General features: G+C 59.7%; 25 protein-coding genes. 8 read left to right on the top strand and 17 right to left on the bottom strand.

The features are described 5' to 3' along the window. Nucleotides 1-18 precede the first annotated feature (18 nt). Nucleotides 19-420, bottom strand: coding sequence for a YbaY family lipoprotein (locus B348_RS0122555; protein ID WP_017738304.1), 402 nt, complete (start codon nt 418-420; stop codon nt 19-21). Nucleotides 421-471: 51 nt separating this feature from the next. After that, the gene (plsB, locus tag B348_RS0122550) at nt 472-2,982 is read right to left on the bottom strand and encodes a glycerol-3-phosphate 1-O-acyltransferase PlsB (RefSeq protein WP_017738303.1); all 2,511 of its coding nucleotides are present in this window, start codon (nt 2,980-2,982) and stop codon (nt 472-474) included. A gap of 181 nt (nt 2,983-3,163) precedes the next feature. Between plsB and B348_RS0122545 the strand changes: the two genes are divergently transcribed. Beyond that, nucleotides 3,164-3,373: a cold-shock protein gene (locus B348_RS0122545; protein ID WP_017738302.1), complete on the top strand. Its 210-nt coding sequence runs from the start codon at nt 3,164-3,166 to the stop codon at nt 3,371-3,373. Between the two features lie 157 nt (nt 3,374-3,530). Here B348_RS0122545 and B348_RS0122540 read toward each other — a convergent pair whose 3' ends face one another. From B348_RS0122540 to B348_RS0122505, 8 genes are all read right to left on the bottom strand, one after another. Next, on the bottom strand, nt 3,531-4,265 hold the full coding sequence (locus B348_RS0122540) for an amino acid ABC transporter ATP-binding protein (protein WP_017738301.1): 735 nt from the start codon (nt 4,263-4,265) through the stop codon (nt 3,531-3,533). Then, nucleotides 4,262-4,933: an amino acid ABC transporter permease gene (locus B348_RS0122535; protein WP_017738300.1), complete on the bottom strand. Its 672-nt coding sequence runs from the start codon at nt 4,931-4,933 to the stop codon at nt 4,262-4,264. The genes B348_RS0122540 and B348_RS0122535 overlap by 4 nt, the downstream gene beginning before the upstream one ends. Then, on the bottom strand, nt 4,933-5,679 hold the full coding sequence (locus B348_RS0122530; RefSeq protein ID WP_017738299.1) for an amino acid ABC transporter permease: 747 nt from the start codon (nt 5,677-5,679) through the stop codon (nt 4,933-4,935). Before B348_RS0122530 ends, B348_RS0122535 begins: the two co-directional genes overlap by 1 nt. Before the next feature lie 193 nt (nt 5,680-5,872). Then, a complete protein-coding gene (locus tag B348_RS0122525) occupies nt 5,873-6,799 on the bottom strand; it encodes a glutamate/aspartate ABC transporter substrate-binding protein (RefSeq protein WP_010212760.1) in 927 nt (308 codons plus the stop codon). A 311-nt stretch (nt 6,800-7,110) separates the two neighbouring features. Beyond that, a complete protein-coding gene (gene glpD, locus B348_RS0122520; protein WP_017738298.1) occupies nt 7,111-8,649 on the bottom strand; it encodes a glycerol-3-phosphate dehydrogenase in 1,539 nt (512 codons plus the stop codon). Nucleotides 8,650-8,952: 303 nt separating this feature from the next. Continuing rightward, nucleotides 8,953-9,708 (bottom strand): DeoR/GlpR family transcriptional regulator, encoded by a 756-nt coding sequence (locus B348_RS0122515; protein ID WP_017738297.1) that lies wholly within the window; start codon nt 9,706-9,708, stop codon nt 8,953-8,955. Between the two features lie 83 nt (nt 9,709-9,791). Continuing rightward, on the bottom strand, nt 9,792-11,297 hold the full coding sequence (gene glpK / locus B348_RS0122510; protein ID WP_017738296.1) for a glycerol kinase GlpK: 1,506 nt from the start codon (nt 11,295-11,297) through the stop codon (nt 9,792-9,794). A gap of 78 nt (nt 11,298-11,375) precedes the next feature. After that, nucleotides 11,376-12,230, bottom strand: coding sequence for an MIP/aquaporin family protein (locus B348_RS0122505; protein WP_026136992.1), 855 nt, complete (start codon nt 12,228-12,230; stop codon nt 11,376-11,378). A gap of 326 nt (nt 12,231-12,556) precedes the next feature. On the opposite strand from B348_RS0122505, the gene ybaK reads away from it, so the two are divergent. Next, nucleotides 12,557-13,027, top strand: a complete 471-nt coding sequence (gene ybaK / locus B348_RS0122500) for a Cys-tRNA(Pro) deacylase (RefSeq protein ID WP_017738294.1) — start codon at nt 12,557-12,559, stop codon at nt 13,025-13,027. A 137-nt stretch (nt 13,028-13,164) separates the two neighbouring features. Here ybaK and B348_RS0122495 read toward each other — a convergent pair whose 3' ends face one another. Both B348_RS0122495 and argF read right to left on the bottom strand, forming a co-directional pair. Further along, complete coding sequence (locus B348_RS0122495; RefSeq protein ID WP_017738293.1) at nt 13,165-14,274, bottom strand: ABC transporter ATP-binding protein; 1,110 nt, start codon at nt 14,272-14,274, stop codon at nt 13,165-13,167. After that, nucleotides 14,271-15,191, bottom strand: a complete 921-nt coding sequence (gene argF / locus B348_RS0122490; RefSeq protein ID WP_026136991.1) for an ornithine carbamoyltransferase — start codon at nt 15,189-15,191, stop codon at nt 14,271-14,273. The genes B348_RS0122495 and argF overlap by 4 nt, the downstream gene beginning before the upstream one ends. A 435-nt stretch (nt 15,192-15,626) precedes the next feature. Between argF and B348_RS0122480 the strand changes: the two genes are divergently transcribed. Together B348_RS0122480 and grxD are read left to right on the top strand one after the other, a co-directional pair. Then, nucleotides 15,627-17,735: a molybdopterin oxidoreductase family protein gene (locus B348_RS0122480; RefSeq protein ID WP_017738290.1), complete on the top strand. Its 2,109-nt coding sequence runs from the start codon at nt 15,627-15,629 to the stop codon at nt 17,733-17,735. 77 nt (nt 17,736-17,812) lie between these two features. After that, complete coding sequence (gene grxD / locus B348_RS0122475; RefSeq protein WP_017738289.1) at nt 17,813-18,151, top strand: Grx4 family monothiol glutaredoxin; 339 nt, start codon at nt 17,813-17,815, stop codon at nt 18,149-18,151. A gap of 69 nt (nt 18,152-18,220) precedes the next feature. Here the strand turns inward: grxD and bfr are convergent, their stop codons facing one another. Together bfr and B348_RS0122465 are read right to left on the bottom strand one after the other, a co-directional pair. After that, nucleotides 18,221-18,691 carry a bacterioferritin gene (gene bfr, locus B348_RS0122470; protein ID WP_017738288.1) on the bottom strand — a complete coding sequence of 157 codons (471 nt, stop codon included), beginning with the start codon at nt 18,689-18,691 and terminating at the stop codon, nt 18,221-18,223. A 201-nt stretch (nt 18,692-18,892) separates the two neighbouring features. Then, nucleotides 18,893-19,111 carry a bacterioferritin-associated ferredoxin gene (locus B348_RS0122465; protein WP_003208706.1) on the bottom strand — a complete coding sequence of 73 codons (219 nt, stop codon included), beginning with the start codon at nt 19,109-19,111 and terminating at the stop codon, nt 18,893-18,895. 242 nt (nt 19,112-19,353) lie between these two features. Between B348_RS0122465 and B348_RS0122460 the strand changes: the two genes are divergently transcribed. Then, complete coding sequence (locus B348_RS0122460; protein WP_003172097.1) at nt 19,354-19,956, top strand: peroxiredoxin; 603 nt, start codon at nt 19,354-19,356, stop codon at nt 19,954-19,956. A 65-nt stretch (nt 19,957-20,021) separates the two neighbouring features. Here B348_RS0122460 and rnt read toward each other — a convergent pair whose 3' ends face one another. Both rnt and pyrC read right to left on the bottom strand, forming a co-directional pair. Further along, the gene (gene rnt / locus B348_RS0122455; RefSeq protein ID WP_017738287.1) at nt 20,022-20,693 is read right to left on the bottom strand and encodes a ribonuclease T; all 672 of its coding nucleotides are present in this window, start codon (nt 20,691-20,693) and stop codon (nt 20,022-20,024) included. Continuing rightward, on the bottom strand, nt 20,690-21,736 hold the full coding sequence (pyrC, locus tag B348_RS0122450) for a dihydroorotase (protein ID WP_017738286.1): 1,047 nt from the start codon (nt 21,734-21,736) through the stop codon (nt 20,690-20,692). The genes rnt and pyrC overlap by 4 nt, the downstream gene beginning before the upstream one ends. A gap of 156 nt (nt 21,737-21,892) precedes the next feature. Between pyrC and B348_RS0122445 the strand changes: the two genes are divergently transcribed. From B348_RS0122445 to B348_RS0122435, 3 genes are all read left to right on the top strand, one after another. Beyond that, nucleotides 21,893-22,801, top strand: coding sequence for an OmpA family protein (locus tag B348_RS0122445; RefSeq protein ID WP_017738285.1), 909 nt, complete (start codon nt 21,893-21,895; stop codon nt 22,799-22,801). Nucleotides 22,802-22,930: 129 nt separating this feature from the next. Then, entirely contained in the window at nt 22,931-24,148 is a 1,218-nt protein-coding gene (locus tag B348_RS0122440; RefSeq protein ID WP_017738284.1) for an argininosuccinate synthase, read from the top strand. Between the two features lie 634 nt (nt 24,149-24,782). After that, a complete protein-coding gene (locus tag B348_RS0122435; RefSeq protein WP_017738283.1) occupies nt 24,783-25,415 on the top strand; it encodes a response regulator transcription factor in 633 nt (210 codons plus the stop codon). A 92-nt stretch (nt 25,416-25,507) separates the two neighbouring features. Here the strand turns inward: B348_RS0122435 and B348_RS0122430 are convergent, their stop codons facing one another. Then, entirely contained in the window at nt 25,508-25,690 is a 183-nt protein-coding gene (locus B348_RS0122430; RefSeq protein WP_017738282.1) for a PA3496 family putative envelope integrity protein, read from the bottom strand. Nucleotides 25,691-25,770: the final 80 nt, after the last annotated feature.

Below are 25,770 nucleotides of genomic sequence, written 5' to 3'. Positions count from 1 at the left end.
GCTTCCTTTTGATCGAGTTCAGTGGGCCACGGCGTCTACGCGCAGGCGCAGCGGTTGTGGATCCTGGCCGTTGAGCTGCACAGAGTGCCGTTCGGTGGTGATAAACATTAGCTTGCCGTCCACTTCGATGCGAGCGCTGACCGAGTAGCTGTGGCCGGGCTTGACCTGGGCCGGGTCGTAGCTCAGGTGAAACGGCAGCGGCACCTGGCCTTTGACCGGGCCTTTCTGTTCGGCGAGGGTCACCGCCGGTGCGTCGGCCAGGGACACGTCTTGCAGGCTGACGCTCAAGGTGGCGGTTGGCGGCAGGGCGATGCGTTGCAGGTAGAACACTTCGCCATCGAGGCTGGCCTCTGGTGCGGGCGTCATGGATTGGCAGGCTCCGAGCAGGGCGGTGAGGCCGAGGAGGATGATCTTTTTCATGGTGCAGCTCCTTGTCAGCGGCGCCGGAAACAGCCCGGCGCCTTATTCAATCTAGCGGCTTTCTTCGGGTTTGAGCGGCTCGGATTCGACCGGCGTGTCATCCACGCGGTGCAGCGCCACCTGGCGGATCGACAAACGGATCTCCGCCGGCAACACGCGCTTGGCGGCGCCTTCGGCCAGTTCGCCGAGCAGGTCGTGGTAACTCAACTTGCCCGCTTCATCGCGGCGCAGCACATCTTGCTCCAGCAACGACTGGATGAAATGTCGGAAAAGGCTCTTGTCGAAGAACTCCGGGGCGTTGAGGCCATGCAGGATCGACAGGCGCTGAGCCATCACCGTACACAGGTCTTCCAGCTCTTCGGCGCTGATGCTGTTCTGGCCGCTGTTGAGCAGCAGCGAGATCGCCATGTAGAAGCGTTGCAGGGTCTGGGCGATGCTCTTGGACAGCAGCGTCAGCAACACAAAGTGCCGCGAGCTGGGTGCCGGGCGCAGGAACACGTTGTTCTCGAAGCGCAGCAGGCCCTGTTCGACAAAAGCGTCCAGCCATTGATCGACCACGGTGTCCAACTCTTCCAGCGACCAACGGATAAACAGCTCCGATTGCAGGTACGGGTACAGCGCGTGGGTGTAGCGCAGGATCTGTTCGCGGCTCATCCGCGAGCTGCTCTGGAAGAAACTCGCGAGCAGCGCCGGCAACGCGAAGATGTGCAGCACGTTGTTGCGGTAGTAGGTCATCAGGACGGCGTTCTGCTCGTCCAGGTACAGGATCTTGCCGAGGGCGTCGCTCTGTTCCGACAGCAGGTCCATGTCCAACACGTGCTTGATCAGCGCCAGGCCATCCCCTTCGGGCAAGGTGGTGTGGGGCGAGTAGGGCACGCGGCGCAGCAGCGCCAGGTACAGGTCAAGCTGGCGCGCCATGGCCTGTTCATCCAGGGCCAGGCGGGTGGTGGAGAGCAGCGCCAGGGCCACCAGGTTCACCGGGTTTACCGCGGCGGCTTCGTTCAAGTGGCGGGCTACCTGTTCGCCAAGGCGGTTGGTGGTTTCGTTGAGCCAGGCCGGCTTGTAGTTCGGGCCCAGCTCCTGGCTGCGCCAGTCCGGTTGTTCAGTATCGAGGAACTCGGCCAGCTTGATCGGCTCGCCGAAGTTGACCGCGACTTGGCCGAAGCGCTGCTTGAGCGCGCCGACCACTTTGAAAATATCGAAGATCGATTCTTTCTTTTTCGTCGCGCCACGCAGTTCGCCGAGGTAGGTGCGGCCTTCGAGCACACGCTCATAGCCGATATACACCGGCACGAACACGATGGGCATGCGCGAGGAGCGCAGGAAACTGCGCAGGGTGATCGCCAGCATGCCGGTCTTCGGTTGCAGCATGCGCCCGGTGCGCGAGCGGCCGCCCTCGACGAAGTACTCCACCGGGAAGCCTTTGGTGAACAGGGTGTGCAGGTATTCGTTGAACACCGAGGTGTACAGCGGGTTGCCCTTGAAGGTGCGGCGCATGAAAAACGCACCGCCTCGGCGCAGCAGGCTGCCGATCACCGGCATGTTCAGGTTGATGCCCGCCGCGATGTGCGGCGGGGTCAGGCCGTTCTTGAACAGCAGGTAGGAGAGCAGCAGGTAGTCGATATGGCTGCGGTGGCAAGGCACGTAGATCACCTCGTAGCCCTGGGCAACCTTTTGCACACCTTCGATGTTGTTGACCTTGATGCCGTCGTAGATCTTGTTCCAGAACCAGCTCAGCACCACTTCGAGGAAGCGGATCGCGGTGTAGGTGTAGTCCGAGGCGATCTCGTTGCCATAGCGCAGGGCCTGGGCCTTGGCTTTTTCCGGGCTGATTTTTTCCCGTTCGGCCTCGTCCAGGATGGCCTGGCGCACCAGCGGCATGTTGACCAGGCCTTTGACCAGGTTGCGCCGGTGGGACAGGTCGGGGCCGATCACGGCGGTCTTCAGGTTGCGAAAGTGCACCCGCAGGATACGTTGGGCCATGCGCACCGTGCGTTCGTGGCCTTTATTGTGCTCGATCAATTCACGCAGGTTGATAGGCGCGGAGAATTGCACGCGAGTCTTGCGCCCCAGGATCAGGATGCTCAGAAAGCGCCGCAGGCGCCCGGTGACCGCCCAACTGTCGGCAAACAGCAGCTTCCACGGGCTGGACTCACTCTCGGGCGACTGCCCCCAGAACACGCTGACCGGAATGATTTGTGCATTCTCTTCGGCATGCTCGGTGAGGGTGTTGACCAGGCGGGTCAGGGTCGGCGGCGCGCCGCGCTTGTCCTGGCGGCCGAGCCAGTCCGGCTCGGGCGTGAGGTAGAAGAACGCCGCCGGTTCCATCAGCGGCCCCACTGCGACCGGCAGCACCGGGCGCGGCAGGCCGGCCTTGGTGCACTCGGCATCGACCACGGCCAATTCGGTGAGGGAGGGCGATTGCAGGACGTAGAACACCGGCCGGCTGCGGTCCAGGTTGAGGGTAAGGGACGACTGGTTGATCGTCTCTGAGCGAACCCAGAGGTACAACAGTCGGCGCAAGGTGCCAAACACCAGACGGCGGAACGGGGAGCGGGTCATAGGCGTGCTGCTTCAAGTGGGAAAAACCGAGCAGGCGCTCGGGCGGGTAGTGTGCCGTATTCGCCGAAAATCGGCAAAAAAGCAGCGATGTAAACTTGAGTTGATCGTTTTGGAGCCTGTCTTATACTCGGCAGTTCAATGCGAGCGACTCAACAATAAAAAGCATGTGGGAGTTAAACAGATGGCAACGCGCGAAACCGGCAATGTGAAGTGGTTCAACGATGCAAAGGGTTACGGCTTTATTCAGCGTGATGATGGCAAGGATGTGTTTGTGCACTACCGCGCCATTCGCGGTGACGGCCACCGCTCGTTGGCCGAAGGCCAGCAGGTTGAATACGCCGTGGTGACCGGCGAGAAGGGGTTGCAGGCGGAGGATGTGGTGGGGCTTTGAGGCCGGCCCCATCTTGATTTGGTAACCCAATCAAGTGTGGGAGCTGGCTTGCCTGCGATAGCATCACTGTGGTCTTACTGATAGACCGAGGTGTCTGCATCGCAGGCAAGCCAGCTCCCACACAAATCCGGTTCGCACAGGGAGCGCGAGCCCGGTTTTAGTGCTGCAGGATTTTCTCAAGGAAGTGCTGCGCGCGTTCGGAGCGGGCGCTGATGTCGCCGAAGAACTCTTCTTTCGGGCAGTCTTCGATGATCTTGCCGGCGTCCATGAAGATCACGCGGTCGGCCACTTTGCGGGCGAAGCCCATTTCGTGGGTCACGCACATCATGGTCATGCCTTCCTGGGCCAGTTGCACCATGACGTCGAGCACTTCGTTGACCATTTCCGGGTCGAGGGCCGAGGTCGGTTCGTCGAACAGCATGACGATCGGGTCCATGGCCAACGCGCGGGCAATCGCCACACGTTGTTGCTGGCCGCCGGAGAGCTGGCCGGGATGCTTGTGGGCATGCGCCGACAGGCCGACGCGCTCAAGCAGTTGCAGGCCTTTCTTGGTGGCTTCTTCCTTGCTGCGGCCGAGCACCTTGATCTGCGCGATGGTCAGGTTTTCGGTGATGGTCAGGTGCGGGAACAGTTCGAAGTGCTGGAACACCATGCCCACGCGCGAGCGCAGTTTCGGCAGGTTGGTCTTCGGGTCGGCGATGGAGGTGCCGTCCACGATGATGTCGCCCTTCTGGAACGGTTCCAGCGCGTTGACGCACTTGATCAGGGTGGACTTGCCCGAGCCGGACGGCCCGCACACCACGATCACTTCGCCTTTTTTGACATCAGTGCTGCAATCGGTCAGCACCTGGAAGTCGCCATACCACTTGTTGATGTTCTTGATAGAGATCATACGGCAAACCTTTTTTGCAGACGCTTGACCAGCAGCGAGGCGGAAAAGCTGATGATGAAGTAGACGACACCGGCAAAGATCAGGAACTCATTGGAGCGGCCGATGATGTCGCCGTTGGAGCGGGCGGAGTTGAGGAAGTCCACCAGGCCCACGGTGTAGACCAGCGAGGTGTCCTGGAACAGGATGATCGACTGTTGCAGCAGCAACGGGGTCATCTTGCGGAACGCCTGGGGCAGGATGATCAGGCGCATGGTCTGGCCATAGGTCATGCCCATCGCTTGCGCTGCGCCCATCTGGCCCTTGGGGATCGACTGCACGCCGGCCCGCACGATTTCACAGAAGTACGCGGCTTCGAACATCATGAAGGCCACGACGCAGGAGGCGAACGCGCCGATCGGGGTGTCTTCGCCCGTGATCCAGCGCAGCACGAACGGTACCGCCAGGTAGAACCAGGTGATCACCAGCAGCAACGGGATCGAGCGGAAGTAGTTCACATAGGCGCCAGCCACGCGCGACAACAGTTTGTTGGACGACAGGCGCATCAGCGCGAGGACCGTACCCAACGCGATGCCGCCGACCACGCCCATGACCATCAGCTGCAAGGTCATGACCATGCCGTTCCACAGGCCTGGGATAGCGGGGATGATACCGCTGAAATCAAGTTCCATTATTTACCCCCCACGGAGATCAGGCCGGGCACTGCGACTTTCTTCTCGACCAGGCGCATGAGCAGCATCAGGCTCATGTTCAGGGTGAAGTAGATCAGCGTGGCCAGGGTGAAGGCTTCAAACAGGTTGGCCGAGAACTCGGCGGTCTGCTTGGTTTGCGCCAGCAATTCCATCAGGCCGATCAAGGACGCCACGGAGGAGTTCTTGAACACGTTGAGGAATTCCGAGGTAAGCGGCGGAATGATGATCCGGTAGGCCTGGGGCAGCAGCACGTTCCAGTAGATCTGCGGCAGCTTGAAGCCCATGGCGCGCGCGGCGGATTCCTGGCCGCGCGGCAGCGCCTGGATGCCGGTACGCACTTGCTCACACACACGGGCGGCGGTGAACAGGCCCAGGCACACGACAACGCTCAGGTAGGCCGAGGTGGTCGGGTTGAGGTCTTGTTTGTACCAGTCCTGCAGGTTTTGCGGCAGCAGGTCGGGGATCAGGAAGTACCAGATGAACAGCTGCACCAGCAGCGGCACGTTACGAAACAGTTCCACGTAGCAGGTCGCGATGCCCGATACGAGGCGGTTTGGCACGGTGCGCATGACCCCCAGAATGGAGCCCAGCAGCAAGGCGATAATCCATGCCACGACAGCGATGGCAATGGTCCAGCCCAGGCCGGCGATGTACCAGTCGAGATAAGTCTCGCTGCCCACGCCGGTGGACTTGAAGAACACGCCCCAGTCCCAGTTGTAATTCATTAGGGTCTCCCCTCGAAGTCGATCAATGTACAAGCACCCGCTTGGGGAAAATCCATTCCCGCCCGACGGTGAACGCCAGGCACACAAGATCGGCTCGAAAACCGCCAGGTCGAGTGTTCCAAATAAAGCCAGCAGGTAGTAACAGACGCCTGAGGGAGGGTTGGCTCCCTCAGGAGATAAGCTTAGTCAGGTATCAGATTTTTACGTCAGGCGCTGGTTTGTCGCTTGGGTTGGCGATCAGCTCCTTCACCTTGTCGCTCATCGGGAAGTTCAGGTTCAGGCCTTTTGGTGGGATCGGGCTCTCGAACCACTTGCTGTAGATCTTGTTGATCTCGCCGGATTTGTACAGGGCGACGATGGCGTCATCCACGGCCTTTTTGAAGGCTGGGTCGTCTTTACGCACCATGCACGCGTAGGCTTCGAAGGACTGCGGAGTACCGGTGATGACCCAGTCGTCCGGCTTCTTGGCCTTGGCTTCTTCACCGGCCAGCAGGGCGTCGTCCATCATGAACGCTACGGCGCGGCCGCTTTCCAGCATCTGGAAGGATTCGCCGTGGTCTTTGGCGGAGATGACGTTCATGCCCATCTGCTTGTCGGCGTTCATCGCCTTGATGATGCGCTCGGACGTGGTGCCGGCGGTGGTCACGACGTTTTTGCCTTTGAGGTCGGCGAAGTCAGCGTAGGACGGCTTGCCATCCTTGTCTTTCTTGACCAGCAGGCGGGTGCCGATTTCGAAGATGTTGACGGTGAAATCAACCTGCTGGGCGCGTTCGGCGTTGTTGGTGGTGGAGCCGCACTCGAGGTCCGCGGTGCCGTTCTGGATCAGCGGAATACGAGTTTGCGAAGTGACCAGGTTGTACTTGGCCTTCAGGTCGGGTTTATTCAGGTCTTTTTTCAGTTGCTCGACGACGGCCAACTGAATGTCGTGGGAGTAGCCCACTGGCTTGCCCGAACCATCCGCGATGTAGGAAAACGGAATGGAGCTGTCGCGGTGCGCGAGGGTGATGGTGCCGGAGTCGTTGATTTTCTTCAGTGTGCCGGTGAGTTCGGCGGCGAAAACTGGAGTGCTGATCAGAGCAGCAGCGATAGCTGCGCCCAGGATATGGGGAACGATGCGCATCAATACTTCCTCGACATTTGTTTTTTTTATGAAGCCGGCTAAACGGCTCTCTTGTACAGCGAATGCCCGTGACGGCTCCTGAGGCGTCTCAGGCAATCGTCAGGGAGTGTAGAGCATGAGTCGTGCCAGACCCGAAACAAAAGTCTAACTCTATGATTTATATGATGATTAACTTTGTGTGACGGCGAATTTTCCTACATTTAATCCGGCAAACCGAATCGCCAGGGACGTTGCGTTCGGAAAACCGAATGGGGCGGACGTAAAAAAGCCCCCGGGCCTCGCGGCGCAGGGGCTTCTGTATGGAAGATCGATCAGGCCGCTTCGATCTTGCCGCGATTGCGCTCAACCTTGGACAGATAACGCTGCACGTTGTCCTGTTCTTCCGGGGTGGTGAACAGGCCGAGCTTGGTACGGCGCCACAGGACGTCCTGGGGCTGGGTCGCCCACTCTTCCGTGCACAGGTAGTCGACTTCGCGGGTGTACAGGCCGCCCCCGAGGTGCTCGCCCAGATCCGCCAGCGATTGCACGCCTTCCAGCAGGCGCCAGGTGCGGCTGCCGTAGGTGGTGGACCAGCGGCGCGCGATTTCGCTCGGTACCCAGTCGAACTTGTGGCGGATCGCTTCGGCCAGGGCTTCGGGCGTGGTCATGTCTTCGCCGCCGGGCAGGCTGGCCTTGGCGGTCCAGCTGGGGCGCATCTGCGTGAAGTACGGCGCCAGTTGCGCCATCGCCGACTCGGCGAGCTTGCGGTAGGTGGTCAGCTTGCCGCCGAACACCGACAGGATCGGCGCCTCGCCCGTGCCGCCGGAGAGCGCCAGGGTGTAGTCGCGGGTAATGGCCGACGGGTTATCGGACTCGTCGTTGCACAGCGGACGTACGCCGGAGTAGGTGTGCACGATGTCGTCGCGGCTCAACTGCTTCTTGAAGTGCGCGTTGACCACCTTGAGCATGTAGTCGGTTTCACCTTCGGTGATCGCCACCTTCGCCGGGTCGCCGGTGTATTCGCGGTCGGTGGTGCCGATGATGGTCAGGTGGTTCAGGTACGGAATGGTGAAGACGATGCGCTGGTCTTCGTTCTGCAGGATGTGGGCGTGGGCGCCTTCGTAGAGTTTCGGCACGATCAGGTGGCTGCCCTGGATCAAGCGGATGCCGTAGGGCGAATCCAGCTTGAGGTCATCCTTGATGAACTTGGCAACCCACGGGCCAGCGGCGTTGACCAGTGCGCGGGCACGGATCGAGAACAGGCTGCCATCGGCACGTTCCATGTTCATTTCCCACAGGCCCTTGCTGCGGTGCGCGCTGATGCAACGGGTCTGGGTGTGGATGTGCGCGCCTTTCTCGCGGGCGGCCATGGCGTTCAACACCACGAGGCGGGCGTCATCGACCCAGCAGTCGGAGTATTCGAAGCCTTTGGTGATTTCGCTTTTCAGCGGGCTGTCGGCGCCGAACTTGAGGCTTTTCGAACCGGCGAGCTTTTCGCGCTTGCCGAGGTTGTCGTACAGGAACAGGCCGGCACGAATCATCCACGCCGGGCGCAGGTGCGGGCGGTGCGGCAGGACGAAGCGCATCTGCTTGACGATGTGCGGGGCCTTGGCCAGCAGCACTTCACGTTCAGCGAGGGCTTCGCGCACCAGGCGGAATTCGTAATGTTCGAGGTAGCGCAGGCCGCCGTGGATCAGCTTGCTGCTGGCGGAAGAGGTGTGGCTGGCCAGGTCGTCCTTTTCACAAAGGAACACCGACAAACCGCGCCCGGCTGCGTCTGCTGCAATGCCGACGCCATTGATCCCGCCGCCGATTACGGCGACGTCATAGACTTCGGCAAGCGGTGGAGCAGGCAAGGTGGAAGGGTTCATCGGCTGGCCTCGCGATTTTTTCGTCTTGGAATTCGAACATTAATGTTCATTTGCGAAAATGGTAGCTGATAAATGCGCGCGCAGCCAGCCGAGTTCGATTGAAAAAATTCATCGAAGGGCTGGGGAAGGAAAATTTGTGAACAGGAGCCAGATGCAGGCTTGGGGAGGTCGGTGCTAGGTAGATCGCCATCGCGGGCAAGCCCGCTCCCACAGTTGACCGAGTTCCAGCATGGGAATGCGGTCGAATGTGGGAGCGGGCTTGCCCGCGATGGCGGCGGTCCAGTCACCCGAGAGTTCGAAGGTTTAAACGACTTCCAGCCGCACCTTATGCTCACTCAACAACTGCACCAACGCCGGCACCGGCTGTTGGTCGGTCACCAAGCAATCCACCAGGCTGATCGGCCCCAGGCGAATCATGGCATTGCGCCCGAACTTGCTCGAATCCGCCGCCAGAATCACCTGTCGTGCATTGGCAATGATCGCCTGGGACACCCGCACTTCCTGGTAATCAAAGTCCAGCAGGCTGCCATCTTCATCGATGCCGCTGATGCCAACCAAGGCAAAATCCACCTTGAACTGGTTGATGAAATCCACACTGGCCTGGCCCACCACACCGCCATCGCGGCGCACGTTGCCGCCGGTCAGCAGCACGTCGAAGTCGTCCTTGGCACTGAGCATGGTGGCGACGTTGAGGTTGTTGGTGATGATTTTCAGGTGGTTGTGGTTGAGCAACGCGCGGGCGATGGATTCGGTGGTGGTGCCGATATTGATGAACAGCGAGGCGTGGTCGGGGATCTGTGCGGCAATGGCTTCGCCGATGCGCTGTTTCTCGTCGCGCATCTGGTCGGCGCGCATGGCGTACGCGGTGTTCTCGACACTGGAGTCATAGGCCGCGCCGCCGTGGTAGCGGCGCAGCAGATTGGCGTCCGCCAGCTGGTTGATATCGCGGCGGATGGTTTGCGGGGTGACGACGAACAGCTGCGCCATTTCCTCGATACTGACGTAGCCGCGTTCGCGGACCAGTTCGAGGATTTGTTGTTGGCGGGGAGGCAGATTCATTGGGCGTCCTTTGGGCTGCCATACAAAAGTGGCCCATGATGACGCAGGAATCGGCTCCCGGCCAGTTACAACCTGACGTTGGCTTATTCGGCGCCTTCGTGGGGCTCCCAGTCACGGGTGCGGCTAACGGCTTTTTGCCAGCCGGCGTAGAGCTTCTCTTTGGCCGCTTCGTCCAGTTGTGGTTCGAATTCGCGCTCGATCACCGCCTTGCCGCGCAACTCGTCCAGGCTGCCCCAGAAACCGCACGCCAGGCCAGCCAGGTAGGCCGCGCCGAGTGCGGTGGTTTCGCGCATTTGCGGGCGCTCGACCTGGGTGCCGAGGATGTCGGCCTGGAATTGCATCAGGAAGTTGTTGGCCACGGCGCCGCCGTCCACGCGCAGGGCTTTGAGGCGTTCGCCGGAGTCCTGTTGCATGGCGTCGAGCACGTCGCGGGTCTGGTAGGCAATCGACTCCAGGGCTGCACGAATAATGTGATCCACGCGTACGCCACGGGTCAGGCCGAACAGCGCGCCACGGGCATACGGGTCCCAATAAGGAGCGCCCAGGCCGGTGAAGGCGGGCACCAGGTACACGCCGTTGCTGTCCTTGACCTTGCCGGCGAAGTATTCGGTGTCGTGGGCGTCGTTGATGATTTTCAGCTCGTCACGCAACCACTGCACAGTGGAGCCGCCGTTGAACACCGCGCCTTCCAGGGCGTAGGCCACTTCGCCACGGGGGCCGCACGCGATGGTGGTGAGCATGCCGTGCTTGGATTTCACCGCCTTGTCGCCGGTGTTCATCAGCAGGAAGCAGCCGGTGCCGTAGGTGTTCTTGGCCTGGCCGGCTTCGACGCACATTTGGCCGAACAGCGCGGCCTGTTGGTCGCCGGCGATACCGCCGATGGCGATGCCGCTTTTGGTGCGGCCGTAGATTTCCGACGACGACTTCACTTCCGGCAGCATTTCGCGGGGAATGTCGAGGATCTCCAGCATCTTCGCATCCCACTCCAGGGTGTGGATGTTGAAGAGCATGGTGCGCGAGGCGTTGGTGTAGTCGGTGACGTGGGTCTTGCCGCCGGTAAATTTCCAGATCAGCCAGCTGTCGACGGTGCCGAACAGCAGTTCGCCGTTGCGTGCACGCTCGCGGCTGCCTTCGACGTTGTCGAGGATCCACTTGAGCTTGGTGCCGGAGAAGTACGGGTCGGTGACCAGGCCGGTGGTGTCGCTGATGTACTGCTCGTGGCCGTCGCGCTTGAGCTGCTGGCAGATCTCGGTGCTGCGGCGGCACTGCCAGACGATGGCGTTGTAGATCGGGCGGCCGGTGATCTTGTCCCACACCACGGTGGTTTCACGCTGGTTGGTGATGCCGATCGCGGCGACCTGGTCATGGTGCAGGCCGGCCTGGGCCAGGGCCTCGACCATCACCGCGCTCTGGGTGGCGAAGATTTCCATCGGGTCATGCTCGACCCAGCCCGCTTGCGGGTAATGCTGGGCGAACTCGCGCTGGGCGGTGCACACCACGTTGGCGTCACGATCAAAGATGATCGCTCGCGAGCTGGTGGTGCCTTGGTCAAGGGCGATGATGTAGTTCTTATTCTGAATGTCGGTCATGTCGAATGCCTTGGGAAATAAGAAAGTCGGTAATCAGCCTGGGCCGCAAAAAGGGCAGGTGCGTCCAGGCTGGCGCTATCAGGAAATACGGGTCTTGCCGTTGACAGCCGTGTCAGGTGTTTCTTCAGCAGCAGGTGCGGCACTTGGCAGATGACGGGCAATCAGCCCGCGATAGGCCGCAGCACCCAGGCATGCGCCGACAATCGGCGCGAAAACAGGAATCAGGAAGTAAGGAATATCGCGACCGCCAGTAAAGGCTATTTCACCCCAGCCAGCGAAAAAGGTCATCAGCTTGGGTCCGAAATCCCGTGCCGGGTTCATCGCGAAGCCGGTCAACGGGCCCATGGCGCTACCGATCACGGCGATCAGCAGGCCGATCAGCAGCGGGGCCAACGGGCCGCGTGGCAGGCCGTTGTTGTCATCGGTGAGGGCCATGATCACGCCCATCAGGATCGCGGTGATCACCACTTCCACCAGGAACGCCTGGGCGGTGCTCAGCAGCGCATGGGGGTAGGTGGAGAACACCGACGCCAACTCCAGGCTGGCCTGGGAGCCGCGCACCATATGGTGGGTTTGTTCGTAATCGAAAAACAGATTGCTGTAGAGGGTGTACACCAGGGCGGCCGAGCAGAAGGCGCCAGCGACCTGGGCGAGAATGTAGAAGGGCAGTTTGCGCTTTTCGAAGTCGGCGAAAATGCACAGGGCGATACTCACCGCCGGGTTGAGGTGCGCCCCGGAAATACCGGCGCTCAGGTAGATCGCCATGCTGACGCCCACCCCCCAGATAATGCTGATTTCCCACAAACCAAAGCTGGCACCCGCGACCTTGAGCGCAGCGACGCATCCTGTACCGAAGAAGATCAGCAGCGCAGTCCCCAGGAATTCGGCCATGCATTGGCTCGAAAGTGAAGGCTGTTGAAGAGCAGTTGTCATGGAAAACCTCAGTTGTTGTTCTTGTCTGGCGCACGCTCTCAACGGAGCGTTGCGCGATTTTCACCGTGGCAAGGATCCCCATCCCGGACACGGCTTACTGCTCGAGTGCTGCAGGTGCATTCCTACAGTATTCGGAAACGAAAAAATATAGACAAGAATGACGGCTGTCAAAGGTCGAAAGTGAACCATTGGTCACTTTCAAACTATTGATCGGGTGAATGATCACGCTTGTAACATTGTGTGTGTACGGCGAAGCGTGCGCAGTAGAGCGTTTTACGCGGGCTTGGCCTAGAATTGGCCATCTGTTTGCCACGCCTGGAGCCAGCATGACCCCTGCATTGGACCTGTTGAAAAAAGTTCGCGCCGAACATCGTATTCACAGTTATGAACATGATCCCAAGGCGGCTTCGTATGGCCTGGAGGCCGCGGAGAAGTTGGCGCTGGATCCGGCGCAGGTGTTCAAGACCTTGCTGGCCAGCAGTGAAAAGGGCGAATTATTGGTGGCGGTGGTGCCGGTCGTCGGAAGCCTGGACCTGAAAGCCCTGGCTCACGCGGCGGGGGTTAAAAAAGTTGAAATGGCGGATCCAGCGGCGGCGCAGCGCTCTACCGGTTATTTGCTGGGAGGGATCAGCCCGTTGGGGCAGAAGAAGCGCTTGCGTACGTTTATCGATGAGACGGCGCAGCCGTTTGCGACGATTTTTGTGAGTGCGGGGAGAAGGGGGCTTGAGGTTGAGTTGCCGGCAGCGGTGTTGGCGGAGCATACCCATGCGAAATTTGCGCCGATTGGGCGGGCCTGATTACCTTTCTTAGAACCTATGCAAAACGAATGTGGGAGCTGGCTTGCCTGCGATAGCGGTGTGCCAGTCGATATGTTTTTGACTGATCCACCGCAATCGCGGGCAAGCCCGCTCCCACATTTTTTGATCCGGTTTTTTCAGTGGGCAGCGCTGTAACGGCGCACGCCGGAATCGGATTGCGGAATCTGCGCCGCCACACTTCCTGACGCCTGGAACAGTACGAGATGCTCCGCCGCCACCCGAATCCCCACATCCGCGCCCACCTGATGGTCGGCGTGGCTTGGAAAAATCGACTCCAACTGCGCACCCGTCGGCAGTTGCAGGCGATACAGGGTCGACGCGCCGAGGAAGGTCTTGCCCACGATCCGCGCTTTCAACGTGCTGTCTGGCGCGTAGACGATGTCGTCGGGGCGCAGCAATACATCCACGGCGCCACCGGTTGGCCAAGGGTAGGCGCGGTTTCCGCGCAGGTCGCCCAGTTCGGTGCTGACCGAGTCCGGCGAGCTCAATTGGCCACGGATGAAATAACCCTGGCCGATAAAGCTCGCGACATAGGTTGTCTGCGGTTCGTGATAGAGGTTGTAGGGCGTGTCCCATTGCTCCAGGCGGCCTTCCTTGAAGACGCCGACCTGATCGCTCACGGCGAACGCTTCTTCCTGGTCATGGGTCACCAGGATCGCACTGGTGCCGCGCGCCTTGAGGATGTCGCGCACTTCGTGGCTGAGCTTGCGCCGCAGTTCGCCGTCGAGGTTGGAGAACGGCTCATCCAGTAGCAGCAGTTGCGGTTCCGGCGCCAGGGCGCGGGCGAGGGCGACGCGTTGTTGCTGCCCGCCGGAAAGCTCGTGGGGGAAGCGCTTGCCCAGGTTCTTCAGGTTGACCAGTTCCAGCAACTCGGCGACCACGCGGTCTTTTTGCGGGTGCTTGCGAATGCCGAACGCAATGTTGTCCGCCACGCTGAGGTGGGGAAACAGCGCGTAGTCCTGGAACACCATGCCGATGCGACGTTTCTCCGGTGCCAGGGTGAAACCGGCGCTGGAGATCACTTCGCCGGCCAGGCTGATTTCCCCTTCGTGCACCGGCTCAAACCCGGCGATCGCGCGCAGGGTGGTGGTCTTGCCGCAACCCGAGGAGCCCAGCAGGCAGCCGATGTCGCCAGCGTTGAGGTGCAGATTGAGGTTCTGCACCACCCGTTGATCTTGATAGCCGCATGCCAGATTGCGCAGGTTCAGCAGGAATGGCTGGCTCATGCGTGGTGGTACGACGGCGGGACGAGGAATTCGAGCAGGGCCTTTTGTGCATGCAGGCGGTTTTCGGCCTGGTCCCAGGCGACCGAACGGCTGTCATCCAGCAGGTCGAGGCTGATTTCTTCACCACGGTGGGCCGGCAGGCAGTGCATGAACAGCACGTCCGGTGCGGCCAGGTCGAGCAGGGCACGGGTTACCTGGAACGGCGCGAAGAGCGCGAGGCGCTTGGCGGTTTCTTCTTCCTGGCCCATGGAGGTCCAGACGTCGGTGCTGACGAGGTGCGCGCCCATCACTGCTTCGCGTGGGTCACGCACAACGGTGACGCGCTCGCCGGCTTGTGCGAGGAAACGGGCGTCAGGCTCGTAGCCCTCCGGGCAGGCAACGCGCAGTTGGAAGTCGAACTGGATCGCCGCTTCTATATAGCTGTTGCACATGTTGTTGCCGTCGCCGATCCAGGCCACGGTCTTGCCCTGGATCGAACCACGGTGCTCAAGGAAGGTTTGCATGTCGGCCAGCAACTGGCACGGGTGCAGATCATCGGACAGGCCGTTGATCACTGGTACGCGGGAGTGGGCGGCAAATTCAGTGACGGTGCTGTGGGCGAAGGTGCGGATCATCACCGCATCGAGCATGCTCGACATCACGATGGCGCTGTCGGCGACGGTCTCGCCACGGCCCAGCTGGGTGTCGCGCGATGACAGGAAGATGGCTTGGCCGCCCAGCTGGATCATGCCGGCTTCAAAAGACACGCGGGTGCGGGTCGAGGATTTCTCGAAAATCATCCCGAGCACGCGGTTTTTCAAAGGCTCGAACAGTACGCCGCGGTTACGCAGGTCTTTTAGCTCAATGCCTCGACGGATCACGCTGACCAGCTCTTCGGGCGTGCAATCCATCAGGGAGAGAAAGTGCCTTGCGCTCATCATTAACTACCTTTTTGCAACAGACCGCAGATACTCAAAGCCTTGTTTATTGTGACAACGGGCGAGACCTGCGGCGAAAGCCGCACGGGGCGACGAAATAGGGGAAGGCGCGATATTGACATTAAATGTCGCGTCTTACCAATAGGGGCTACGTTTTTAGGGGTGTTCAAGAAGGGCGCCTGAGCGCTTTTGAAGACGAATTCCTGACAGCAGCGGGCCATTTGTACACTGGCCCTGCAACCTTTTGCAATCCGCCGGGGCGGGCCTGGGCTGGGTTGTGTCGGTTTCAGTGGCGATGTGGGAAGTTTCTGAAACATTTACTCATGCTTACCCATGGCTTGGCCTGATGTCCGTCGATTCACGGGGCGAACCTTGGTGGCGCCCTCATCGGTCGCGGCCCATAGTTGAGTCAAAGCCCTAATAAAGAGACTGGCCATGACCAAGACTCTCCATCACCGTGCCTGCCATCTGTGTGAAGCCATCTGCGGCCTGACCCTGGAAACCACGCGCGCCGACGACGGCAGCCTGGCGATCACCTCGATCAAGGGCGACGCGCTGGACACCTTCAGCCGTGGCCATATCTGCCCCAAGGCCGTGGCGTTGCAGGATATCCAGAATGACCCGGATCGCCTGCACCAACCGATGTTGCGCGTGGCAGGCGAATGGCAGCCGATCCCGTGGGACGATGCGTTCAAGCTTGTCGCCGAACGGCTGGCAGGCATCCAGGCCCGGCATGGGCAGAATGCGGTGGCGGTGTACCAGGGCAACCCCAGCGTGCACAACTACGGGCTGATGACCCACAGCAACTACTTCCTTGGCCAGCTCAAGACGCGCAACCGCTTTTCCGCGACCTCGGTGGACCAACTGCCCCATCACCTTACCAGCCACCTGATGTACGGTCATGGCCTGTTGCTGCCTATCCCGGATATCGATCACACCGACTTCATGCTGATCCTGGGTGGCAATCCGCTGGCGTCCAACGGCAGCATCATGACTGTGCCCGATGTGGAGAAACGCCTGAAAGCCATCCAGGCCCGGGGAGGCAAGGTGGTGGTGGTTGATCCTCGGCGCAGTGAGACGGCGGCGATGGCCGACCAGCATATATTTGTGCGCCCCGGTGGGGATGCGGCGTTGTTGTTCGCGGTGCTCAACACGTTGTTTAGCGAGAACCTGACCCGTGCCAGCCATTTGCCCGTCGAAGGCCTGGAGGATGTGCAGCGCGCCATTGCCGGGTTCACCGCCGAGGCCATGAGCCGCCAGTGTGCGGTGCCGGCCGAGCAGATTCGCCAGTTGGCGCGGGACTTTGCCGCGGCGGACAAGGCCGTGTGTTACGGGCGCATGGGGGTTTCGACCCAGGCCTTCGGCACGCTGTGCCATTGGCTGGTGCAGTTGATCAACCTGGTCACCGGTAACCTGGATCGGGTCGGCGGTGCGTTATGCACGTCGCCAGCAGTGGACCTGGTGGCGTCCACCGGCGGCGGGCATTTCAATCGCTGGCAGAGCCGGGTTTCCGGGCGCCCCGAGTATGGCGGCGAGTTACCGGTGTCGGCCTTGGCTGAAGAAATGCTGACGGAAGGCGAAGGACAAATCCGCGCGCTGGTGACCGTCGCCGGTAACCCCGTGTTGTCCACGCCCAACGGTCGTCAGTTGGAACAAGCCCTGGATGGCTTGGAGTTCATGGTCAGCATCGACCTCTATATCAACGAGACCACGCGTTATGCGGACTTGATCCTGCCGTCCACCTCGGCCCTGGAAAACGATCACTACGACACCACGTTCAATATGTTCGCCGTGCGTAACGTCACCCGCTTTAATCGCGCGATTTTGCCCAAGCCCGAAGGCGCGTTGCATGACTGGGAGATCTTTGTCGGTTTGGCCCAGGCGTTCGCCGCGCAGACGGGGGCTGCGCTCAAGCCGACCATGGCGCCGGCGCAGATGATCGACTTCGGGCTGCGGGCCGGAGCGTATGGTGATGGGTCCGAGCATAAGCTGTCCGTCGCGATGCTGGCAGATCACCCCCATGGCGTGGATCTGGGGCCGCTCAGGGCCAACCTCTCCCAGCGTCTGAAAACTGCGGATGGCAAGGTGCAAGCCGCGCCTGCGGTGATCCTTGCCGACCTGGCGCGGTTTGCCGCGCAGCCGCTGCCGGTGGCTGACGAACTGTTGTTGATCGGACGCCGGCATGTGCGCAGCAATAATTCCTGGATGCATAACTATCACCGGTTGGTGAAGGGCAAGCCGCGTCATCAGTTGCTGATGCATCCCGATGACCTGTCCAGCCGGCAGTTGAGTGATGGCCAGCGGGTGCGCGTGAGTTCACGCATCGGCATGATCGAGGTGGAAGTGCTGGCCAGCCTGGACATGATGCCCGGCGTGGTCAGCCTGCCCCACGGTTGGGGGCATGGCCGGCCGGGCGTGCAGATGAGCATCGCCAGCGGGCAGCCGGGGGCGAGTGCGAACGACTTGACCGACGAACGGCAATTGGACGAGTTGTCGGGCAACGCCGCGCTCAATGGCGTTCCGGTGCAGGTCGCAGCTGCCTGAGCACCCGGCTGGAATTTTGCGTTACAATGCGCCACCGTGCCGACCTGTGAGTCGCAAAGTTCCAGCCGAGGTGTTCCATGGATATCATCGAAACGATCAAAGAGCAGATTGCTGCCAACACCATTCTGCTTTACATGAAGGGCGCACCTAACGCTCCTCAGTGCGGTTTCTCCGCGAAGGCGTCCCAGGCCATCATGGCGTGCGGCGAGAAATTCGCTTACGTGGATATCCTGCAAAACCCTGAAATCCGCGCCAACCTGCCGAAGTACGCCAACTGGCCTACGTTCCCACAACTGTGGGTGGCCGGTGAGCTGGTCGGCGGTAGCGACATCATCGTCGAGATGGCGGCTGATGGTTCGCTGCAAGCCCTGATCAAGGAAGCGGCGGCGAACGCGGCGGCCAAGACCGACGCTTGATTCGTTTGCAATAAAAAGCCCCGCTTCTCGTGAGAGAGCGGGGCTTTTTTATACCTGCTTGCCGAGGGCTTATTCGCCCATCTGCGATTGCAGGTAGTTTTCCAGGCTGACTTTGTCGATCAGGCCCAGTTGGGTTTCCAGCCAGTCGATGTGTTCTTCCTGGTCTTCCAGGATATCTTCCAGCAGTTCGCGGCTGCCGAAGTCGCCTTTGGTTTCGCAGTGAGCGATGGCGGCCTTGAGGTCGCTGTGGCTCTTCTGTTCGAACTTGAGGTCGCTGCTGATCATTTCCTGAGTGTGCTCGCCGATGTTCAGCTTGCCCAGGTCCTGCACGTTCGGCAGGCCTTCCAGGAACAGGATGCGCTTGATCAGCGCGTCGGCGTCCTTCATGGCCTTGATGGACTCTTTGTATTCGCGCTTGCCGAGCTTTTCCAGGCCCCAATCGTCATACATGCGTGCATGCAGGAAGTACTGATTGATCGCGACCAGTTCATTGGCAAGGATTTTGTTGAGTTGCTGGATGACTGAGATGTCGCCTTTCATGACTGGGGTCCTGCCCTGTAATAGCTGTGTATAGGGCGGAGTTTGAGCGGCGAAAACCTTAGTGTCAAACCTAAGTTATTGAATAATAAATGAAAATTAATCGGAATAAGAATGTTTGTGTTCCGCGTCTTGGCGCTAACTAATTGAATTGCGGGCATAAAAAAACCGGACACTAAGTCCGGTTCTTTAAAACACGCCTATTTAGGCGTGTGTAAATTCTGCTGAATAGGGGATTGCGGCCTGGGCTGTTTGCAGCTGCGTCAGGGTTTCCCGTACCACTTGCTTGGCGAGGCAGGCACATTTCCCGCACTGGCTGGCAACGCCGGTGGTTTCACGCACTTCCTTGTAGCTGCAGCAACCTTCGTAGATTGCTTCGCGGATTTGTCCGTCGGTGACGCCAGTACAGAGGCAGACATACATAAGGGAGAACCGTCGCGGGTTTAAGGCTTAAGTGCGGTGGATCTTAATGTTAACGAGAATGATTGTCAAAGTAGATTCGTAGGGTATTCGCTGACAGCGTGCCCGCACTGACGAACGGTTTTTTCAGTGTATGATGGTCGGTCTTCACGAAGCGTGACTGCGTCACAGGGCTGTCGCTTAAGGGCGCCAGACTGGGCCGGTCCTTTTACTTCAATCGTCACCCTTACATCAGGAGATATCCAATGAGCGTACTCGTCGGCAAACAAGCCCCGGATTTCGACGTACCCGCCGTCCTCGGCAATGGCGAAATCGTTGACAGCTTCAAGCTGTCTGAAGCCATCAAAGGCAAATACGGCCTGGTGTTCTTCTACCCGCTGGACTTCACCTTCGTCTGCCCTTCGGAGCTGATCGCTCTGGACCACCGCATGGACGATTTCAAGGCGCGCAACGTTGAAGTGGTAGCCGTTTCCATCGACTCCCATTTCACCCACAACGCCTGGCGCAACACCGCCATCAATGATGGCGGCATCGGCAAAGTCAAATACACCATGGCTGCCGACATGAAGCACGACATTGCCAAGGCCTACGACGTTGAGTCCGAAGGCGGCGTGGCTTTCCGTGGCGCATTCCTGATCGATGACAAGGGCGTTGTACGCTCCCAGATCATCAACGACCTGCCACTGGGCCGTAACATGGAAGAGCTGATCCGCCTGGTCGACGCCCTGCAATTCCACGAAGAGCACGGCGAAGTCTGCCCGGCCAACTGGAAAAAAGGCGACAAAGGCATGAACGCTTCGCCAGAAGGCGTTGCGGCTTACCTGACCGAGAACGCTGGCAAGCTGTAAGCCTGCGTCGAGGTACAAAAAAACCGGCCTGAGAAGGCCGGTTTTTTTGTGCGCGGGAAATGGCTTCAGTCGCCGAAATCTTCCCAACCGCCCATCTGCTTCCAGCGATTGACGATGCCGCAGAACAGATCGGCCGTCTTCTCGGTGTCGTAGCGCGCCGAGTGGGCTTCACGACCGTCAAAGTCGATACCGGCTGCCTGACAGGCCTTGGCCAGTACGGTCTGGCCGTAAGCCAGACCCGCGAGGGTGGCGGTGTCGAAGCTGGAGAACGGGTGGAACGGATTGCGCTTCATGTCCAGCCGCGCCACGGCGGCGTTCAGGAAGCCCAGGTCGAAGCTGCTGTTGTGCCCGACCAGGATCGCGCGTTTGCAGCCATTGGCTTTCAATGCCTTGCGCACGCCACGGAAGATATCGGTCAGCGCTGCTTCTTCACTCACGGCCATGCGCAGTGGGTGATCGAGCTTGATACCGGTGAATTCCAAGGCGGCTGCTTCGATATTCGCGCCTTCAAACGGCTCGACGCGGAAGAAGTGGGTGTGTTCCGGGAACACAAAACCCTGTTCATCCATGCCGATGGTGGTCGCGGCAATTTCCAGCAACGCGTCGGTGGCGCAATTGAAACCACCGGTTTCTACGTCGATGACAACCGGCAGATAGCCGCGAAACCGCTCGGCCATCGGATGGCGGGAGCCGCCACCGCTGTGCTCGTGTTCGTCGTCGTAATGGTCTTCACTCACTTGCTTTCCTCCAGCAGGCGCCAGCGCAGTGTTTCACCGGCGCGCAGCGGGATAACGGTCAGCTCGCCAAACGGCAGGCTGGCAGGGGCGGTCCAGTCTTCACGGACCAGGGTGATGCGGTCGGTATTCGCCGGCAGGCCGTAGAAACGCGGGCCGTTGAGGCTGGCAAAACCTTCGAGCTTGTCCAGGGCATTGCGTGTTTCGAACGCTTCGGCGTACAGCTCGATGGCTGCATAAGCGGTGTAGCAACCGGCACAGCCGCACGCGGCTTCCTTGGCGTGCTGGGCGTGGGGCGCCGAGTCGGTGCCGAGGAAGAACTTCGGATTACCGCTGGTCGCCGCGTCCAGCAACGCCACCTGGTGGGTATTGCGCTTGAGGATCGGCAGGCAATAGAAGTGCGGCCGAATCCCGCCCACCAGCATGTGGTTGCGGTTGTACAACAGGTGATGGGCGGTGATGGTCGCGCCGACGTTGGCCGAAGCCTCGGTGACGAACTGCACGGCATCGGCGGTGGTGATGTGCTCGAACACCACCTTGAGGGTCGGGAACAGCTCGACCACGCGGCGCATATGCTCGTCGATGAAGATCTTCTCGCGGTCGAACACGTCCACGTCGCCACGGGTGACTTCACCGTGGATCAGCAGCGGCATGCCGACTTCGGCCATGGCTTCGATGGCCGGCAGGATCTTGTCGATACTGGTCACGCCGGAATCGGAGTTGGTGGTCGCGCCAGCCGGGTACAGCTTGGCGGCGTGCACGTAGCCGCTGGCCTTGGCTTCACGAATCTCTTCGGGCTGGGTACGGTCGGTGAGGTAGAGCACCATCAGCGGTTCGAAGCGGCTGCCGGCCGGCCGCGCAGCGAGGATACGCTGGCGATAGGCGTCGGCTTCAGCGGCATTACGCACCGGAGGTACCAGGTTAGGCATGATGATGGCGCGGCCAAACGTGCGCGCAACATCGGCCACGGTTTGGGGCAACGCAGCACCATCGCGAAGATGAATATGCCAGTCGTCGGGACGCAGCAGGGTCAGGCGGTCGGACATTGGGGATTCCAGGCGGGTCAATCTGGTGGGAATGCTACCGGAAAAGACTCTTGCAGGCACTCGCTATCAAGTTTTGCAGGATGCATCCGATAGCCTTTGGTATGCCTTATCGATGTATGACGCTTTGAAGTGTTGTAGAAACCAGTGGAGCCTCCCGTGCGCCAGCAATATCTAGCCCTGCTCAGTGTGTTCGCCAGCCTGCCTGCGATAGCCCTCACGTTCCAGACGCGTCTGGAGAATATTGAGTGGAAGGTGGAGGGCGACAAGTTCGAGTGCCGTCTGACCCAGCCGATCACCGACTTCGGTTCGGGTGAGTTCGTGCGCCGGGCGGGCGAGCAGGCGACGTTTCGTCTGAAAGCCTATGGCGGATCGCTGGGGGCGGGTTCTGCGACCTTGTTGGCTGCCGCTGCACCCTGGCAGCCTGGCCGGGGTGATATCAACCTGGGTGCGGTGCGTGCCGGCAGTGGCGATGTGTTGTTCAACAGTTCCCAGGCCCAGGCTGGAAGGCTGTTCAATGGCTTGCTGGAGGGGCGCTCGCCGACGGTCCGGCATTACGGGCGTGAAGGCGGCTACTCGGAAATCCGCTTGTTGCCGGTGCGCTTCAACAAGGCCTACAGCGACTACCAACTGTGTACCGCCAAGTTGCTGCCGATGAACTACGACCAGGTCAAGCAGACGGAAGTCGGTTTCCCCGGTGGTGGCATCGAGCTGGACGCTGCCGCCAAGCAAAAGCTGGCAGTGATTGTGGAGTTCATGAAGGCTGACCCCACCGTCAACCACATCGAGCTCAATGGCCACTCGGACAATAGCGGCAATCGTTTGACCAATCGCGATGTCTCGCGCCGGCGGGCCTTGGCGGTCATGGAGTACTTCAAGGCCAACGGCATCCAGGAGTCCCAGGTCACCCTGCGTTTCCACGGCGAAAGCTACCCGTTGGCGCCCAACACCAATGCCGCCAACCGGGCGCGCAACCGCCGCGTCAATATTCAACTGGAACGGGTGGCAGCCCCCGAGAAACCGGCGCCCACGGCCACTGCGTCAAGCAATCCGGCCGCCACCTCCTGACGTGCGACCATCGGTCGCTCGTTCGACATAATCTGTCGCTTTATCTTCATTTGCTGTCGCGCCCCTGTAATTTCACGGTTTTGATCGGTAGAATCGTCGCCTTTCCGTACAACCCCGTGGAGTGATGGCATGGCCGACGTAAACAAGGTCGTTCTCGCGTATTCCGGCGGCCTGGACACTTCGGTGATCCTCAAGTGGCTGCAGGATACTTATAACTGTGAAGTGGTGACCTTCACCGCTGACCTGGGTCAGGGCGAAGAGGTCGAACCTGCACGTGCCAAGGCGCAAGCCATGGGCGTGAAAGAGATCTACATTGACGACCTGCGCGAAGAATTCGTCCGCGATTTCGTTTTCCCGATGTTTCGCGCCAACACCGTCTACGAAGGCGAGTACCTGCTGGGTACTTCCATCGCACGTCCGCTGATCGCCAAGCGCCTGATCGAAATCGCCAACGAAACCGGCGCCGACGCCATTTCCCATGGCGCCACCGGCAAGGGCAACGACCAGGTGCGTTTCGAACTGGGCGCCTACGCCCTCAAGCCAGGCGTGAAAGTGATTGCGCCTTGGCGTGAATGGGACCTGCTGTCCCGTGAAAAGCTGATGGATTACGCTGAAAAGCACGCAATCCCGATCGAGCGTCACGGCAAGAAGAAGTCCCCGTACTCGATGGACGCCAACTTGCTGCACATCTCCTATGAAGGCGGCGTGCTGGAAGACACCTGGACCGAGCACGAAGAAGACATGTGGAAATGGACCGTCTCCCCGGAGAACGCGCCAGACAAGCCGCAGTACCTGGAACTGACCTACCGCAACGGCGACATCGTCGCACTGGACGGCGTCGAGATGACCCCGGCCACCGTGCTGGCGACCCTGAACCGCATCGGTGGCGAACACGGTATCGGCCGCCTCGACATCGTCGAGAACCGTTACGTGGGCATGAAGTCCCGTGGCTGCTACGAAACTCCGGGCGGCACCATCATGCTGCGTGCCCACCGTGCTATCGAGTCCATCACCCTGGACCGCGAAGTGGCTCACCTCAAAGACGAGTTGATGCCCAAGTACGCCAGCCTGATCTACACCGGCTACTGGTGGAGCCCTGAGCGTCTGATGCTGCAACAGATGATCGACGCCTCCCAGGCCCACGTGAACGGCGTTGTGCGCCTGAAACTGTACAAGGGCAACGTGATCGTCACCGGTCGCAAGTCCGATGAGTCGCTGTTCGACGCCAACATCGCCACCTTCGAAGAAGACGGCGGCGCCTACAACCAGGCGGACGCAGCGGGCTTTATCAAGTTGAACGCATTGCGCATGCGCATTGCGGCCAACAAAGGTCGCAAGTTGTTCTGAGTACGCCACCCGCTCCAAGAGAGGCCCCTTGTTCAAGGGGCCTTTTTTTTGTCTGTGAAAAAGCGCAGCGATAGTCAGTTCCGGCTCGCGGTGGTGAATGTTTAACATGTGTTGAAAGTTAGTCGCTCGAAAAGTTTGCCGTGCGGAAAAAAGTATTTGTTGGTGTATGTATGGTGGGGAAATGAATTATTTACACCTGGTAAGGAACTATGTCTTACAGAAAATTCACTCATACGGGCGTGGTATGGATGTTTCTAATTGAAAGATCTGTAGGAAATATTGGTGTAACTAGATATTTTGAAGGGAACTGGAATGACTGGTTTTTTTTTGCCGGCTTACCCGCGTGAAGGCAACAAGCAAGGGACATTTGCTGAAAACTGTGTGCGCTACCTTTACCGCTCACCCCTTATCCACTGGATAATTTTTTCAAAACATGTGGGAATCCAGAAAAGTCTGAAAGCTTCCATAAAACTCGATACACCCAAGTTGGTGTTTTTTTGTAGGCCGATTCCTATATCGTTGTGGGTTGGGTCTCTGCTTGCTGTTACTCGGGGGGGAGCGCTATGCCAACTAGGAAACGACTAGGCTATTGTGTTTGCTCTGAATAATTCGAACAGCGAAATTGGACTTTCTTATGAATAAAGTGCTGATCGTGGATGATCATCCCGTCATTCGTCTTGCTGTGCGTATGCTAATGGAGCGTCATGGTTATGAGGTCGTTGCCGAGACTGATAACGGTGTCGATGCGTTGCAACTTGCACGGGAGCATATGCCGGACATCGTCATACTGGATATTGGGATTCCGAAGCTCGATGGGCTGGAAGTTATTTGCCGGCTGTCCTCTCTCAAGCAGCCAGCCCCGTTCAAGGTGCTGGTGCTGACGTCCCAGGCACCGGGGCATTTCTCCATGCGTTGCATGCAGGCTGGCGCAGCGGGGTATGTCTGCAAGCAGCAGGACCTGACCGAGTTGCTGAGTGCTATCAAGGCGGTGCTTTCCGGCTACAGCTATTTCCCGAACCAGGCACTCAACTCAGTGCGCTCAACCATGGGCAACGCTACCGAGGCCGACATGGTCGAGCGCCTTTCGGGCCGGGAGATGATGGTGCTGCAGCAGCTGGCCCGGGGCAAAACCAACAAGGAGATCGCCGATGGCATGTTCCTCAGCAATAAAACGGTGAGCACCTACAAGACCCGCTTGTTGCTCAAGCTCAATGCACGTTCGCTGGTAGACCTGATTGAGTTGGCCCAGCGCAATGGGCTGGTATAGAGGAGTGCGCCGTCAATTCGCTTGATAGCCAGCCAGGGAGACAGGTAGAAAAAAGCCTCCGTCAGGGAGGCTTCTGCTCGCCAACGGGCAGGTCAGAGGTCGAAGTCGTAATCGGCCAGTTGTTTTTGCAAGCGTCGCTCTTCCAGCAGATTGTCGATAGTGCGGCGTTTGCTCAGATTGGTCTTGGCTACCTCCGCAACGGGGGCTTCGCCATCGTCTTCCGACTCTGCAACGAGGTCGTCTTCTACATCCAATTGTTCTTTGCCAGTGCTCATAAGGTTCACTCCGGGCTAAGACTGCCGTTGGCGCTCCTTATAACGATAATCCATGAATGGGTAAAAAAGATTTTTTCAAT

The sequence above is a fragment of the Pseudomonas sp. CBZ-4 genome, assembly GCF_000346755.1.
GTDB lineage: Bacteria > Pseudomonadota > Gammaproteobacteria > Pseudomonadales > Pseudomonadaceae > Aquipseudomonas.
This window is presented reverse-complemented; position numbering and strand designations above follow the sequence as displayed.